General features: G+C 63.1%; 12 protein-coding genes. All 12 read right to left on the bottom strand.

The genetic code is table 11. The annotated features are described in order from the left end of the window. Positions 1 to 30: 30 nt before the first annotated feature. The 12 genes from ABQY74_RS00060 to dnaA all read right to left on the bottom strand — a co-directional run bounded on the left by ABQY74_RS00060 (position 31) and on the right by dnaA (position 13,927). On the bottom strand, positions 31 to 438 hold the full coding sequence (locus tag ABQY74_RS00060; protein ID WP_039514725.1) for a biopolymer transporter ExbD: 408 nt from the start codon (positions 436 to 438) through the stop codon (positions 31 to 33). Positions 439 to 792: 354 nt separating this feature from the next. Next, positions 793 to 1,203: a biopolymer transporter ExbD gene (locus tag ABQY74_RS00055; RefSeq protein WP_011035269.1), complete on the bottom strand. Its 411-nt coding sequence runs from the start codon at positions 1,201 to 1,203 to the stop codon at positions 793 to 795. 3 nt (positions 1,204 to 1,206) lie between these two features. Beyond that, positions 1,207 to 1,629, bottom strand: a complete 423-nt coding sequence (locus ABQY74_RS00050) for a biopolymer transporter ExbD (protein ID WP_011035268.1) — start codon at positions 1,627 to 1,629, stop codon at positions 1,207 to 1,209. 45 nt (positions 1,630 to 1,674) lie between these two features. Further along, positions 1,675 to 2,436, bottom strand: coding sequence for a TonB-system energizer ExbB (gene exbB / locus ABQY74_RS00045; protein WP_005912445.1), 762 nt, complete (start codon positions 2,434 to 2,436; stop codon positions 1,675 to 1,677). Positions 2,437 to 2,521: 85 nt separating this feature from the next. Then, complete coding sequence (locus tag ABQY74_RS00040) at positions 2,522 to 3,079, bottom strand: energy transducer TonB (protein ID WP_016901836.1); 558 nt, start codon at positions 3,077 to 3,079, stop codon at positions 2,522 to 2,524. Between the two features lie 267 nt (positions 3,080 to 3,346). Further along, the gene (locus ABQY74_RS00035; RefSeq protein ID WP_016901837.1) at positions 3,347 to 4,543 is read right to left on the bottom strand and encodes a lipopolysaccharide assembly protein LapB; all 1,197 of its coding nucleotides are present in this window, start codon (positions 4,541 to 4,543) and stop codon (positions 3,347 to 3,349) included. Between the two features lie 152 nt (positions 4,544 to 4,695). Further along, a complete protein-coding gene (locus ABQY74_RS00030) occupies positions 4,696 to 5,502 on the bottom strand; it encodes a M48 family metallopeptidase (RefSeq protein ID WP_016901838.1) in 807 nt (268 codons plus the stop codon). A 62-nt stretch (positions 5,503 to 5,564) separates the two neighbouring features. Further along, a complete protein-coding gene (locus ABQY74_RS00025; RefSeq protein WP_016901839.1) occupies positions 5,565 to 6,401 on the bottom strand; it encodes a CPBP family intramembrane glutamic endopeptidase in 837 nt (278 codons plus the stop codon). Positions 6,402 to 6,468: 67 nt separating this feature from the next. After that, a complete protein-coding gene (gyrB, locus tag ABQY74_RS00020) occupies positions 6,469 to 8,913 on the bottom strand; it encodes a DNA topoisomerase (ATP-hydrolyzing) subunit B (RefSeq protein ID WP_016901840.1) in 2,445 nt (814 codons plus the stop codon). 114 nt (positions 8,914 to 9,027) lie between these two features. Next, positions 9,028 to 10,134 carry a DNA replication/repair protein RecF gene (recF, locus tag ABQY74_RS00015; RefSeq protein ID WP_349793121.1) on the bottom strand — a complete coding sequence of 369 codons (1,107 nt, stop codon included), beginning with the start codon at positions 10,132 to 10,134 and terminating at the stop codon, positions 9,028 to 9,030. 1,086 nt (positions 10,135 to 11,220) lie between these two features. Beyond that, positions 11,221 to 12,321, bottom strand: coding sequence for a DNA polymerase III subunit beta (gene dnaN / locus ABQY74_RS00010; RefSeq protein WP_016901842.1), 1,101 nt, complete (start codon positions 12,319 to 12,321; stop codon positions 11,221 to 11,223). Between the two features lie 277 nt (positions 12,322 to 12,598). Further along, positions 12,599 to 13,927 (bottom strand): chromosomal replication initiator protein DnaA, encoded by a 1,329-nt coding sequence (gene dnaA / locus ABQY74_RS00005; protein WP_016901843.1) that lies wholly within the window; start codon positions 13,925 to 13,927, stop codon positions 12,599 to 12,601.

The following is a 13,927-nucleotide window of genomic DNA, read 5'->3' as shown; positions in this document are numbered from 1 at the left end:
GCTGATTTACCAGGCTGGTTAATCACCCATTTACTGCACAAAACTGATGCGATCCACCTGCGCATTCTTGGCCGCAGCCAGCACCTTGGCCATCACCGCGTATTCGGCATCTGCACTGGCGGCGATGCGCAGCTCTGGCTGATTGCCGGCTGCCTGGCGCATCTGTTCGATCAACCTGGGCTGCAATTGCTGCAGCATTATCGGGCTGGCATTCCAGAACACTTGCCCGCTGGCGTCCACACGCAACGCGATCGGTGCAGGCGGCTCCATTCGTGACTGGGCCTGCTCGCTGCGCTGTGGCAGGTCCACCGTGATTGGCCGCGCCAGCATCGGAGCGGTGACGATGAAGATGATCAACAACACCAACATGACATCCACCAGCGGCGTGACATTGATCTCCGCCAGCGGTCCCCGATTGCCTGCCGTACTGAAAGCCATGACTGCCTCCTGTGCTATGAGCGTGGGTGCTGCACGCTCGAGCATACACCTGGCCGGCAGCGAGGGAAGGGCAGGGCAGACGCATCTGGCGGGCCGAGTCCCGAAGCGTGCCGTTGCGACTTGCCGCTGCAACTCCGGCGGTTTGCTTGCGCGGACGACCTGAGGGTCACTGCATGCATCACTCGTCCGGTGCCCGGGAAACGGATACCAACGTCCTGGCAAACAGCCGGCCGCATCCGTGCGTGTCGAACATAGCGGCAGCAAGCACCCGATTGATCGAGCATAAAAAAACGCCACCGTTTCCGGTGGCGTTGCAGTCGCGTCATGACTGTTGTGTTGCGGTCTTGCGATGTCTTACTGCATGAAGCCGATTTTCTTCATCTGCGAGTTTTTCGCCGCAGCAAGGACCTTGGCCATCACTTCGTACTCCGCATCTTCATTGGCGTCGATGCGCAGTTCCGGCTGATTGGTCGGATCGGCCTGCACCACTTCTTCCATCTTCTGCTGCAACTGCGCGACCGGGGTCGGGCTGTTGTTCCAGAACACCTGGTTGCTGGCGTCGATCCGCAACTCGATCGGCGGCGGCGGTTCGGTCGTCTGCGGTGGCGGGTTGAGCACCCGCTGCGGCAGATCCACGGCGATCGGGTAGGTCATGATCGGCGCGGTCACGATGAAGATGATCAGCAGCACCAACATCACGTCCACCAGGGGCGTGACATTGATGTCGGCCATTGGGCCGCGGTTTCCACCGGTACTGAATGCCATGGCTTACTGCCCCTTCTCTTTGGTTGCGACGAAGCCGACGTCCAACATGCCCTGACCCTGCGCGATCTTGGTGATCTCGTTGATCGTACGCATCTTGGTCGTGCGGTCGCCACGCAAATTGAGCGGCGGCTGCGGTGTCTGCTGTGCGGCGGTGGACAGGCGCGATTCCAGGGCTTCCTTGGAAATCGGCTCGTCGTTCCAGTACAGCGACCCGTCTTCCTTGACGGCCAGGGTGATCGGCGCGGCGCGTTTCTCCGCATCTTCCTTCTGGATCAGGTTGGCCTCTGGCAGCTCCACCTTGACCTTATGGGACATCAGCGGTGCCGTAATGATGAAGATGATCAGCAGCACCAACATCACGTCCACGAGGGGCGTCACGTTGATGTCGGCCATCGGGCCACCGCTGTTTCCACTACTGAAGGCCATAACGGGCTCCGTCTAAATCGTTGCGAAGTCGTTCTTTACTACGGATTAGCGAACGCGCGAACCAGTGGCGAAGAAGTCGTGCAGGTCGTGGGCAAAGGTGTCGAACTTGGCGATCACCGAGCTGTTGACCTTGGAGAAGAAGTTGAACGCGAACACGGCCGGGATGGCGACGAACAGACCGATCGCGGTCATGATCAGCGCTTCACCCACCGGGCCGGCGACGGCATCGATGGAGGCCGAACCGGTTGCACCGATCTTGATCAGCGCGCCGTAGATGCCCCACACCGTACCGAGCAGACCGACGAACGGCGCGGTCGCACCGACGGTGGCCAGCAGGGTCATGCCCGACTGCAGCTTGGTGCTTTCGCGGGTCACGGCCTGACGCAGGGCGCGATCGACGAATTCCGAACGGCTCAGGCTCTCGCCCAGGCCACCGGTGCTGCCTTCGGCGCGCTGGTGGTGAGCAGCAGCCTGCGCTGCGTCCAGTGCGATCTTGGAGAACGGCTCGGAAGCCGGCTGCTCTTCCATGGCGCGGATGGCGTCCTGTGCATTCGGGGCATCCCAGAACGCGGTGGTGACGCGGTCAGCCGCGCTCTTCAGACGGGTGGCACGGAAGATGTTGATGACGGTCCAGTACCAGGAGGCAGCGGACATGGCGATCAGGGTGATCAGAACGACCCAGGACACGGCGAAATCGCCGGGGCTGGACGTCATTTCAGTGATCAAGTGCTCGAAGCCCATCTGCGACAGGGCGGCCGACGGATTGGAGCCCCCTGCAGCGGCGGCGATAAAGAATTCCTGCAGCATGACGCTTACCTTTGTTGTGTGTGGTGATGAAGGGTGGAGCGAAAGGAAGACAGGATCCTGGGCCGACCGTGGCCGGCCCGTGGGATCAGTTCAGAGCAAAGTTGACCGGGACGCGGACACGTCCGGCGGCTTTCTGCCCGTTGACAGTGGAGGCGTTGAACTTCCACTTGCGTGCTGCGTCCATCGCGGCACGGTCAAGGTCGCGGTTGCGGCTGGACTTTTCGACCGACACATTGGTCACGTTGCCGCTTGCATCCACATCCACGATCAGGATGACCTCACCTTGGACACCGGCACGGAATGCAGCCGGCGGGTACTTCGGCGGGTTCATGTTCTTGGACGAGATATCGACACTGGCGCCGATGTCACTCGGCGGTTGCGGCGGAGCCGGCGGGCTCGGCGGCGTGACGATATCGCTGGGACGCGGTTCGGGAACATCGACAACCGGAGCTTCCGGCGGCGGCGGAACCGGTGACGGCTTCGGCGGCGACAGATTCTTGACCGGCGGTGGCGGCTTGTCTTCCGGCGGCGGCGGCGGCGGCGGCGGCGGGGGAGGAGGCGGTGCATCCACCAAGGTGACCATGGTGGTGCGCTCCTTCTCTGCCGGAGCCTTCGGCGCCACTGCAGGGATCAGCAACATCATCAGTGCAGTGAGGTGCAAGGCAATTACGAAAGCAATGCCGATAATGCGGGCCCAGCTCAGACCCTGGTTCCCGGCATCATAGTCATGCCTGTGGATAACGAGTTGTTCCGTCATGCGCCAATGGCTCTTTCAGTGGGGGCCCCGGATCACTGTGATGATCCCCAGGTTTTCGGACGGCTTTGACACCGCAGGAACCCCCAAGCTTATACCAATCCCGAGTCCTGTAACCACTAAAAACACAGGGATTTCGGGGGTTTATTTTCTTTTTTACTTCAGATTGATGATCTTCTTGGCGTCATCAGGTTTTTTGACACCCTTGGCGATTGCCTGCTGCGCGGCCTGCTTGGCCTCCGGGATGCGACCTTCCGAATGCAGCACCTTGGCCAGATTCAGATAGGTCTCGCCGTCCTTGGAAAGCGGTGCGGCTTTTTGCCAATTCTCGATCGCCTTGGGCACGTCTTCGCTGTAGTAATACGACTGTGCGAGCGCAAGGTATGTCTGATAATCGGGTTTAAGGATGCCTTTTTGCATACCTTCATTGATGACCGCGATGACGTCCTTTTCCTTGTTCTCGGTGTTGGCGTAGATGGAATACAACTGCTTGTACTCCTTTTCTTCGGTCAACTGCCCGGCAGCGCGCAGCTTGTCCATCACTGCGGCGGCCTTGTCCATCTGGTCGGCCTGCATATACATGCTGGCCAGGTTGAGCTGGGCCTTCTTGTCGTTCGGCGTCTTGGCGGCGAGCGCTTCGGCAGCAGCCACCGCTTCACCGGTCTGGCCGGCTTCGGCGTAGGACGCCATCAGCAACTGGTTCCAGGTGTCCTTCGGCTCGGGCGAGGCGGCGATGGCCTGCTTCAGCACCGGAATGGCTTCCTTGTAGCGCTCGGCCTGGTACAGCGCCTGGCCCTTGAGGATCAGGTCTTCCGGACGCTGCGACTTGCTCTCTTCCAGATACTTGTCCAGCGTGGCCAGGCCTTCGGCCTGCTGGTCGTCCTGCATCTGCAACTGCGCCAGCATCAGCATCGACTGGAACTGGCCGTTGTTGTCCAGCGCATTGAGGCCGATCGCCTGCTGCAGGTACTTCTTGGCAGCGGCAGTGTCGTCCATGTTGTACGCCGCCTGGGCGGCCAGCTGCGAGGCCAGCGCCTTGTCGGCTTCGTTGGCCGAGCTGTTGGCAAGGATCTCGTCGGCCTGGGTGCGCACGGCCGGGAAGTCTTCGCCCTTGTTGAAGGTTTCGATCAGCTTCTGCAGCTTGCTGCCCAGCTTGGACGAAGGCTTGATCGTCGGCGCGGCGCGGGTGGACTGCGGATACAACTCTTCGGCCTTGCCGCTGTTCTTGGACTTGCGGCTGGCGCGCTCGGACGAACGATCCGACTGCGCAACAGCATCGGTGACGACAGCCCCGCCCAGGGACGCGGCGATGAACAGGGACAACAGGGCTTGCTTGCGGTTGAGCAGTTTCATGTTTCACCTCGGACGAGCCGCCGTCGGGCGGTACGAAAAGCGGAATAAACGCTGTACGAAAAATCTGAGCCGGCAAACTTAGCAGAAAGTCTCAGTTCCCGAAAACGGTTTCCATGCTGTGTTGCGACATTCGGTACGTAAGCGCTGCGAAATCAGCCGCAACGCGGCACGCGCCCGTCCTGTCGCGCCTGCTGGTAAACCGGTTCGAGTTGGTTGACGTCTGCCTGCAGTTCGCGGATGCGATTGGCGGGGTCGGGGTGGGTGGACAGCCACTGCGGCTGGCGATTGCCGCTGGCGGCCATCATGTTCTGCCACAGCGTGACTGCCTGGGCAGGGTCAAAGCCGGCTTGGGCCATCAGGCGCTGGCCGACCACATCGGCCTCGCTCTCCTGGGTACGCGAGCCGGGTAGCAGGAACACGGTCTGGGCGGTCATCCCGCCGACCTGGTTGACCGCACTGGCGGCGCCGTCGCCGTAGGCCGCACCGGCCAACGCGCCAATGATGCCCAGGCCGGTCTGTGCGCCGAGCTGGCGGGTGATGCGCTCTTCGTGATGGCGGGAGATCACGTGCCCGATTTCGTGCCCGAGCACGGCAGCCAGCTGATCCTGCGTCTTGGCGACAGTGAAGATGCCGGTGTTCACGCCGACCTTGCCACCGGGCAGCGCAAAGGCGTTGGCTTCGTTATCGACAAACAGCGCGGTTTCCCAGCGGGTTTCGCGCCACTGCGGCGGCAGTTGCGCCACCAGCGCATTGACCACGCACTGCACGTAGGCGTTCTGCTTGCCGTCGGTGCTGACTTTTTCCTTGGCCTTGGTCTGCGCGAACGATTCGGCGCCAAGCTTGTCGAGCTGGTCCTGCGTGACGCCTCCCACCACCTGTCGGCGGCCGGTCGGCGAGGTTGTGGTGGCACATGCCGTCAGTGCAAAGACGGCGACAACGATCAACAGCCTGGCTTTCATTCAATCCCCCTTGAACCCTGGGGGCATTTTGGCAGGCTCGTCTTAACTTTTCGTCAAACGGCTCAGCCGATGCCAAAAAAGTACAGCGCCGCCAGGGCGGTAGCGTTGTTGACGCCATGCGCCACGATCGGTGCCCACAGCGTGCCGGTGCGCCAGTACAGCCATGCGAACGCCGCGCCCATGCCGCCGTAGACCAGCCACAGTTGCGCGATGGCGGCCGGTCCGTTGCCGCTGACGCCGGGCACTTCATGCACCAGCGCAAAGATCGCGCTGCTCAGCGCGATGCCCAGCCAGGGCCGGCCGGCGGCGAGCAGGCGGCCGAACAAGACGCGTCGGAACAGCAATTCTTCGTACGCCGGGGCGATCGCCACGGCAAACACCACCAGCGCCAGCGGCCACTGTTTGATGGCTTCTTCCATCAGCGGCAGGTTGGTCGGCACCGGTTTGATGCCCAGCGCGGACGCCGCCACGCTGACCAGATTGCTGAGCAGGAACACGCCAACCGCGATCAGCGCGGTCCAGCCCCAGGTGGAGGCACGCCTTGCAGCGGCGCGCGAGGCCCGGTGTTCGTCTGCAGTCGCACGCCGGCGCCAGTAATACAGCAGCAGCGCCGGCGAGGCGGTGCTGACCAACGCGGTGAGCAATTGCACCAGCACGCCGGGTTGGCCGATGGTGGCCATGATCTCGCTTGAGGACAGCGTCAGGCCCTGCGCCTTGGCGGCCTGCACGGCACTGACGCCGCGGAATACGCCCCAGAGCGCAAAACCGGCCACGCTCAGCGACAGCAGCAGGCCGGTGGCGATCAGCACATCGATGCCGAAGCCGAGCAATGGCGGCAGCAGCGGGGCGGTGCCGGCGGCCGGCGTCGGTACCGGCCTCGGGGAAGGATCTGCGCTCATCGTCGTCCTGAAAAAACCGCAGGCGTCGGCGCAGCGTCAAAGCGATGCGCCGACGGGCGACGGTGGCTCAGATGTCCAGGTTGGACACCTTCAGCGCGTTGTCCTCGATGAAGTCGCGGCGTGGCTCGACCACATCGCCCATCAAGGTGCTGAAGATCTGATCGGCGGCCACGGCATCTTCGATACGCACCTGCAACAGGCGACGCGTGTCCGGATTGACCGTGGTTTCCCACAGCTGTTCGGCGTTCATTTCGCCCAGGCCCTTGAAGCGCTGTACCTGGCGGCCGCGCTTGGCCTCTTCCAGCAGCCAGGCATGCGCCTGGGCGAAGCTGGTGATCGGGTGGGTCTTGTTGCCGCGCACGATCTGCGCGCCTTCGCGCACCAGGTCGTGCAGGGCCAGCGAGACCTCGCGCAGCGGACGCAGCTCGCCGCTTTCGAACGCGCCCATCGGCAGCACCTGGGTGAATTCCTCGCCCATGTGCCTGCGCACCGCCACCAGCGACGCCGAGGCACCATCGGTAGCCGGGTCAAAACGCAGCTGGTAGCGCGCCGTGCCCAGGGTGCCGCGGTTGAGCACCGCCTGCAGCGCATCCAGGGTGGGATGCACCTCGCCTTCGGCCTGCAACTTGTCCACATCCAGCGGCGGCAGGTCGATCAGCGCGGTGAGCAGCGCCGGGTCGTAGCGGTGTGCGTTGCGGGCGATCGCCTCGTTGGCGCTGGTGAACAGCATCAACAGCTTTTCCAGCGCCTCGCCGGTGATCGGCGGCTCGTCGGTGGCGGGGATCAGTGCCGCGCCTTCGACCGCGTTGCTGGCCAGGTAGGCATTGAGCGCCGCGTCGTCCTTCAGATACAGCTCACTCTTGCCCTGCTTGAGCTTGTACAGCGGCGGCAGGCCAATGTAGATGTAGCCGCGCTCGATCAGCTCCGGCATCTGCCGGTAGAAGAAGGTCAGCAGCAGGGTCCGGATGTGCGAGCCGTCGACGTCGGCGTCGGTCATCAGGATGATGCGGTGGTAACGCAGCTTGTCCGGGTTGTACTCGTCGCGGCCGATGCCGGTGCCGAGCGCGGTGATCAGCGTGCCGACCTGGTCGGAGGCCAGCATGCGGTCAAAACGCGCGCGTTCGACGTTGAGGATCTTGCCGCGCAGCGGCAGCACCGCCTGGTTCTTGCGGTTGCGGCCCTGCTTGGCCGAGCCGCCTGCCGAGTCACCCTCGACGATGAACAGTTCGGACAGCGCCGGGTCTTTTTCCTGGCAGTCGGCCAGCTTGCCGGGCAGGCCGGCGATGTCCAGCGCGCCCTTGCGGCGGGTCAGGTCGCGCGCCTTGCGGGCGGCTTCGCGCGCACGGGCGGCGTCGACGATCTTGCCGGTGATGGCCTTGGCTTCGTTCGGATTCTCCTGCAGGAACTCCTGCAGGCGCGCACCGAAGGCATTTTCTACCGCCGGACGCACATCCGAGCTGACCAGCTTTTCCTTGGTCTGCGAGGAGAAGCTGGGGTCGGGCACCTTGACCGAGAGCACCGCGATCATGCCTTCGCGCATGTCGTCGCCGGTGAGCGCGACCTTGGCCTGTTTGGCGATGCCGTTCTGCTCGATGTAGGTGCTCAGCACACGGGTCAGCGCGGCGCGGAAACCGGCCAGGTGGGTGCCGCCATCCTTCTGCGGGATGTTGTTGGTGAAGCAGTACATGGTTTCCTGGTAGGCGTCGGTCCATTGCAGGGCCACGTCCACCACGATGCCATTGTGCTCGCCGGTCACCGAGATCACGTTCGGGTGCAGCGGCGACTTGAGCTGTGCCAAATGCTCGACGAAGCTGCGGATGCCGCCTTCGTAGTGGAAATCGTCGCGACGGCCGTCGCCGCGCTCGTCGATCAGGGTGATCTTGACGCCGGAGTTGAGAAACGACAGCTCGCGCAGGCGGCGCGCCAGGATGTCGTAATGGAACTCGACGTCGCTGAAGATCGCCACGGACGGCTTGAAGCGCAGCGTGGTACCGCGCTTGGTCGAGGCTTCCAGCTGCTTGAGCGGGTACTGCGGCTCGCCCAGCGCGTATTCCTGCTGGTAATGGAAGCCGTCGCGCCAGATGTCCAGCCACAGGTGCTCGGACAGCGCATTGACCACCGACACGCCCACGCCGTGCAGGCCGCCGGACACCTTGTAGCTGTTGTCGTCGAACTTGCCGCCGGCATGCAGCACGGTGAGGATCACCTCCGCCGCCGAGACGCCTTCTTCCTTGTGGATGTCGACCGGCACACCACGGCCGTTGTCGGACACCGCAACCGAGCCATCGACCAGGATCTTGACCACGATGTCGTCGGCATGGCCGGCCAGGGCTTCGTCGACCGAGTTGTCGACCACCTCGAACACCATGTGATGCAGGCCGGTGCCGTCATGGACATCGCCGATGTACATGCCGGGGCGCTTGCGGACGGCTTCCAGGCCACGCAGCACGGTGATCTTGCTGGAGTCGTAGGTGCCGTTGGGGGTGGGCGAGGTGTTTTGTTCGTCGGTCATGCGTGTGCCGTTAGCTCCACAACACGGGCGCAGGCGGCAGGAGCCGCATCACACCGTGGGAAAAGGGGGATAGCCCGGAAATTATACCAGTCGGCCCACCTGCGCCGCCGGCGGTTACGCGGAGGGCGTCAGCACGGCCACTTCGCCGTGTTCCACGTGGAACCGATGCAGCAGCTTGCCGGATTCGGCCAGGCCGGGCGGCATTTCGGTTGCGGTGATCAGTACCTGCGCCGGTGCGGACGCCAGGCGCTGCAGCACGCGGGCCTGGTGGTGGCGGTCCAGCTCCGAGCCCAGGTCGTCCAAAGCGATCACCGGCCATTCGCCGCGCTCGTGGGCGAAGTCTTCGGCCTGTGCCAGCAGGCAGGCGAGGGCGGTGAGCTTTGCCTGGCCGCGGGAGAGCGCATCCTTGCCCGGCAATGCATCGAAGGCAGGCGCCCAATCGGCCCGGTGTGGCCCTTGCGAGGTGTAGCCGTTCTGCCGATCACGCTCGCGTGCCAATAGCAGCGCGTCGGCCAACGACACCTCATGGCGCTTCCAGCCCGGTGCGAACGTCAGCGCGGACAGCCCGAGCGACGGGGCAATCGCGGTTGCGACCGGAATCAGTCGCTCCTGCAGGCGCTCCAGGTAGCGAAGACGGCGCGATGTCAGCGTTTCGCCGGATTCGGCGAGTTCGTGATCCCAGGCATCGAGCATGCGCGGTTGTGCGCCCTGTTTGAGCAAGGCATTGCGCTGTTTGAGCGCTCGCGCGTAGCGCCGCCACAGCGCCAGGAAGTCAGGTTCCACGTGGAACAGCCCCCAATCGAGGAAGCGCCGCCGCGGCTCACCGCCGCCACTAATCAAGACATGGCTGCCGGGCTCGAAGGTCACGACAGCCAGCGCGGCACACAAAGCGCCCAGCTGGGCGACATCTTCGCCATCCAGCCGGCCGGTCCATTCCTGGCCGCTGTGGCGCAGGCCCGCCCGCCGCGTGCGTTCCCCGGTCGCGGTGGTTCCTTCGCGCCACTCCACGAAGACTTCCAGATCGCCGGCGCCTTGCTGGATCAGCCCGTCGCGTACACGGCCACGAAAGCTGCGGCCATAGGCCATCAGATGCAACGCTTCCAGCACGCTAGTCTTGCCCGCGCCGTTATCGCCGGTCAGCAGGTTCAAGGAACTGGCGGGGTGGAGGTCGACGGTCTCGAAACGACGAAGTCGATGGATGGACAACCGCACTACGTGCATCGATCGGTCTGCTCTGCGCTGTGATCCGGCATCCCGGTCGGAGCGGAGGATACGTGATCGATGCGGATCCTGCCCGCGCAGACGTGAAGCCACCCAAGGGACAGACAGGGGACAACCTGTGGATAAAAAGCAGGCCCGAACAACCGCTTCCGCTTATCCACAGGTTGTCGACCCCTCTACATGGGTCTAAACACAGGGTTTCGAGCCCTAAAAATAATTTAAAAACAATCACATAGGGTAGTTTCCGGCGAAATCTGGCCCTACCATCACCACCAAGCTCTTAAATTATTTATAGATTTAAAAGCAAAGCTCGATGTGCATAACTCAAAAACCGGCTTGAGAACGCGAAGTTCAGACATAGCTGTACGTCTCGGTTCGCAGTGAACCACTCTGCGCTTGCTGAACTACTTCAGACTGATTCCAGTGCGAATGACTTTGTTTGACGACAAAACTGCGGAGCACATGGCTACCGAATCTCACTGGAACTGCGACAAAGTCAGTTTTCCCAGCGTCGGTTAGTGATAAGAGGAGAAGCCCGTTGTTCCACGTGTACGCCGTGGACCTGCCAAAAGGGTCTTCGTGACTCGACAGGTCCCGAGTGGGCTGCCCACTCGCGCGGAGCACACTGATTTTACTTAGCACTGTCCCTGCGCGAGACCGCTCACTGGTCTTTGGGATGCCTTGAACCATAGATTGGCCAAGCATCCATGCCGGCGACAGCAGCGGGCCAGGCTCATGCCCCTTTGTTTTGATATCGCTCGCCTACGAACTCACGCACGTCAATCCAAGCAAATGAACTGATACGCTTGTGCGGTCGTTGAAGTCTGGCTACCCGGGAGTGGCGTCTATCGAAACGTCCCTGGATTGGTGACCGTGCGGCCCTGCTACTCCGAGGATCCTGCCCGAAGGCAGAGCAGCTCCGGCTAATGCACCAGAGCAGCTTGGTACCTAACCAGCGCAAAGCGGATGCCCAAAGAGCTCAAGCCTCTCAAAGCCTTACACCGCAACGACTTCAGCGCTCTCGCTCTCCAAAATGAAAAAGCCCGGCTCTCGCCGGGCTCTTCGTGTTCCACGTGGAACGCAGCGTCAGAGGCGCAGCGGCATCACCACATGACGCGACTTCTCGCTGCTGGCCTCGCGAACCAGTGCCGACGAGTTCGCATCGCGCAGCTGAATGACCACGTGCTCATCGCGCAGTGCAGACAGCGCGTCGAGCAGATAGTTGACGTTGAAGCCAATGGCCAGATCGTCGACCTTGGTGTCGGCTTCGATTTCTTCTTGCGCTTCTTCCTGCTCCGGGTTGTGCGCGCTGATCTTCAGCTGACCCGGCGACACTTCCACCCGCACGCCGCGGTACTTCTCGTTCGACAGGATCGCCGCACGCTGCAGCGATGCGCGCAGTGCCTCACGGTCCACCTTGACCTCGCGATCGGCGCCGATCGGAATCACCGCCTCGTAATCCGGGAAGCGGCCGTCGATCAGCTTGGAGGTGAAGGTCACATCGCCACGCTTGACGCGGATATGGCTACGGCCAACTTCCAGCTCCACCTCGCGGTCAGCTGCTTCCAGCAGGCGCAGCAGCTCGGTCACGCCCTTGCGCGGCACGATGATCTGGCGCTTGGCACCGCCGGATTTCTCCAGCTCGGTCTCGCACAGTGCCAGACGGTGGCCATCGGTGGCTACGCACCGCAGCAAGCCCTCGCGCAGGTCGAACAGCAAGCCGTTGAGGTAATAGCGCACGTCCTGCTGGGCCATGGCGAACGCGGTGCGCTCGATCAGCTCCTTCAACGCCGCTTCCGGCACCGCAACACGCTCGGTGGCTTCGACTTCGTCCACCGACGGGAAATCGTTGGCAGGCAGCGTGGCCAGGGTGAAGCGGCTACGCCCGGCCTGCACCGTGACCTTGTCGCCGGTCTGCGAGATGGTGACGCGGCTGCCGTCGGGCAGGGCACGCAGGATGTCGAACAACTTGCGCGCCGGAATCGTGGTTTCGCCGTCCTGCGCGTCTTCCACCATCGTGCGCGAGATCATTTCCACCTCCAGGTCGGTACCGGTCAAGGAGACCTGTCCATCCTTGACCTGCACCAGCAGATTGGCCAGAACCGGCAGGGTTTGACGGCGTTCGACCACATTGACCACCTGGGCCAATGGTTTGAGGAAGGCTTCGCGCTGCAGTGTAAAACGCATGTGGTTCCGTGCCCCTATGCTTTAAAAGATAATGGAATAAATCAAAAGCTTGGTGGTGATGGTAGGGCCGTTTTCAGCGGATAACCACCATAACTGTTTGTTTCCAAAGACAAATTAGCGCCTGAAAGTCGTTGGACTAGTGCCCCTGGTCTGGCGGTAAAACCTGTGGATAGTTTTCCGCCCGACCTGCGAGGCAACGTTATCCACAGATTCTCCCGCATTTGACCCCAACGTTTCCACGCTTTTCTCCAAGCGGGCCGTCAGGACCGTTGTCGGCTTACTCGCTGAGCTTGCGAATCAGCTTTTCCCAGTCCTCGCGCAGCTTGCCGTCGGCCTCCATCAGCGTGCGGATCTGCCGGCAGGCATGCAGCACGGTGGTGTGGTCGCGGCCGGCGAAGGCGTCGCCGATCTCCGGCAGGCTGTGTTCGGTCAGCTCCTTGGCCAGTGCCATCGCCACTTGGCGCGGACGCGCCAGCGAGCGGGTGCGTCGCTTGGAGAGCAGGTCCTTCATCTGCAGGCCGTAGTAGTCCGCCACGGTCTTCTGGATGTTGGGGATGCCGATCGCCTGCTGCTGGGCGCGCAACAGGTCGCGCAGCGTCTCCTGGGCAAATTCCACCGTGATCGAGCGGCCGGTGAAGTTGGCGCGTGCCACCAGCGTGTTGAGCGCGCCTTCCAGGTCGCGCACGTTGGAGCGCATCTTCTTGGCGATCAAAAACGCCACGTCGTCCGGAATCTCGGCGCCGCGCTCGCGCGCCTTGGCCAGCACGATTGCCGCGCGGGTCTCGAAATCGGGCGGATCGATCGCCACCGACAGGCCCCAGGCCAGGCGCGACTTCAGCCGCGGCTCCAGGCCTTCGACCTCACGCGGGTAGCGGTCGCAGGTCAGAATGATCTGCTGGCGGCCATCGAACAGCGCGTTGAAGGTGTGGAAGAACTCCTCTTGCGTGCGGTCCTTGCCGGCGAAGAACTGGATGTCGTCGATCAGCAGCGCATCGATCTGCTGGAACTGGCGCTTGAACTGGTCCATCGCCTTGTCCTGCAGCGCCCGGATCATCGCGCTGAAGAATTGTTCCGAGCGCAGATACATCACCTTGGCGGCCGGGTTGGCCTGGCGCAGCGCGTTGCCGGCGGCAAACATCAGGTGGGTCTTGCCCAGGCCGGTGCTGCCGTACAGCAGCAGCGGGTTGTGCGCGCGGTCACCCGGCTTCTGCGCGGCCTGGATCGCGGCCGCCAGACCGAGCTGGTTGCTGCGGCCCTCGACGAAGTTGGCGAAGGTGTAGTGCGAATCCAGATTGCCGGCGAACGGCACGATCGGCGCGGCAACCGGCGCGCTGGGCGCCGCCATCGGTGCCGGCTGCGGTTCCGGCGCACGTGGACGCGAGCCGACCGCCAGCGCCACTTCGCCGTTGCCGACGAAATACGCCACCAGTTCGCGGATGCGCGGCAGGTAGCGCTCGCGGACCTGGTCGACGATGAAGGCGTTAGGCGCATACAGCACGATGCTGTCGCCGCGGTCTTCGGCTTGCAGGGGTTTCAACCAGGTGTGGACGTCCTCGGGCGGGAATTCGGCTTCGAGACGTTCCAGACAGCGGGGCCAAGCATCCAT

The organism is Xanthomonas sp. WHRI 7064 (assembly GCF_040202355.2).
Taxonomy (GTDB): Bacteria; Pseudomonadota; Gammaproteobacteria; order Xanthomonadales; family Xanthomonadaceae; genus Xanthomonas; species Xanthomonas arboricola.
Note: the sequence above shows the minus strand (reverse complement) of the source record. Positions and strands in the feature narration are given on the sequence as shown.